The sequence below is a fragment of the Bacillus sp. HNG genome (assembly GCF_003400205.1).
In the GTDB taxonomy this organism is placed as follows: Bacteria; Bacillota; Bacilli; order Bacillales; family Bacillaceae_L; genus Ferdinandcohnia.
In genome coordinates, this window is the sequence record NZ_QUQV01000049.1 from 1 (window position 1) to 1623 (window position 1623).

At 53.4% G+C, this 1623-nt stretch carries 1 rRNA gene; it reads right to left on the reverse strand.

From position 1 onward, the window contains the following. Positions 1 to 32: 32 nt before the first annotated feature. A 16S ribosomal RNA gene (locus DZB84_RS24570) occupies positions 33 to 1584 on the reverse strand. Between the last annotated feature and the right edge of the window lie 39 nt (positions 1585 to 1623).

A 1623-nucleotide genomic window follows, 5' to 3' on the forward strand; every position in this document is an offset into this window, starting at 1 on the left:
TTATGAAGTTCGTAGAACTTCAGTTTCCTTAGAAAGGAGGTGATCCAGCCGCACCTTCCGATACGGCTACCTTGTTACGACTTCACCCCAATCATCTGTCCCACCTTAGGCGGCTGGCTCCTTACGGTTACCCCACCGACTTCGGGTGTTACAAACTCTCGTGGTGTGACGGGCGGTGTGTACAAGGCCCGGGAACGTATTCACCGCGGCATGCTGATCCGCGATTACTAGCGATTCCGGCTTCATGCAGGCGAGTTGCAGCCTGCAATCCGAACTGAGAATGGTTTTATGGGATTGGCTTAACCTCGCGGTTTTGCTGCCCTTTGTACCATCCATTGTAGCACGTGTGTAGCCCAGGTCATAAGGGGCATGATGATTTGACGTCATCCCCACCTTCCTCCGGTTTGTCACCGGCAGTCACCTTAGAGTGCCCAACTGAATGCTGGCAACTAAGATCAAGGGTTGCGCTCGTTGCGGGACTTAACCCAACATCTCACGACACGAGCTGACGACAACCATGCACCACCTGTCACTCTGTCCCCCGAAGGGGAAAATCCTATCTCTAGGAGTGTCAGAGGATGTCAAGACCTGGTAAGGTTCTTCGCGTTGCTTCGAATTAAACCACATGCTCCACCGCTTGTGCGGGCCCCCGTCAATTCCTTTGAGTTTCAGTCTTGCGACCGTACTCCCCAGGCGGAGTGCTTAATGCGTTTGCTGCAGCACTAAAGGGCGGAAACCCTCTAACACTTAGCACTCATCGTTTACGGCGTGGACTACCAGGGTATCTAATCCTGTTCGCTCCCCACGCTTTCGCGCCTCAGCGTCAGTTACAGACCAGAGAGCCGCCTTCGCCACTGGTGTTCCTCCACATCTCTACGCATTTCACCGCTACACGTGGAATTCCGCTCTCCTCTTCTGCACTCAAGTCCCCCAGTTTCCAATGACCCTCCACGGTTGAGCCGTGGGCTTTCACATCAGACTTAAAGGACCGCCTGCGCGCGCTTTACGCCCAATAATTCCGGATAACGCTTGCCACCTACGTATTACCGCGGCTGCTGGCACGTAGTTAGCCGTGGCTTTCTGGTTAGGTACCGTCAAGGTACCGCCCTATTCGAACGATACTTGTTCTTCCCTAACAACAGAGCTTTACGATCCGAAGACCTTCTTCGCTCACGCGGCGTTGCTCCGTCAGACTTTCGTCCATTGCGGAAGATTCCCTACTGCTGCCTCCCGTAGGAGTCTGGGCCGTGTCTCAGTCCCAGTGTGGCCGATCACCCTCTCAGGTCGGCTACGCATCGTCGCCTTGGTGAGCCGTTACCTCACCAACTAGCTAATGCGCCGCGGGCCCATCTGTAAGTGATAGCTAAAAGCCATCTTTTAATACGAGACCATGTGGTCTCATATGTTATCCGGTATTAGCTCCGGTTTCCCGAAGTTATCCCAGTCTTACAGGCAGGTTGCCCACGTGTTACTCACCCGTCCGCCGCTAATCTTTGGGAGCAAGCTCCCTCAGATTCGCTCGACTTGCATGTATTAGGCACGCCGCCAGCGTTCATCCTGAGCCAGGATCAAACTCTCCAATAAGAGTATTGATTGCTCAATAAGTTTGTTACTTAGAATTAA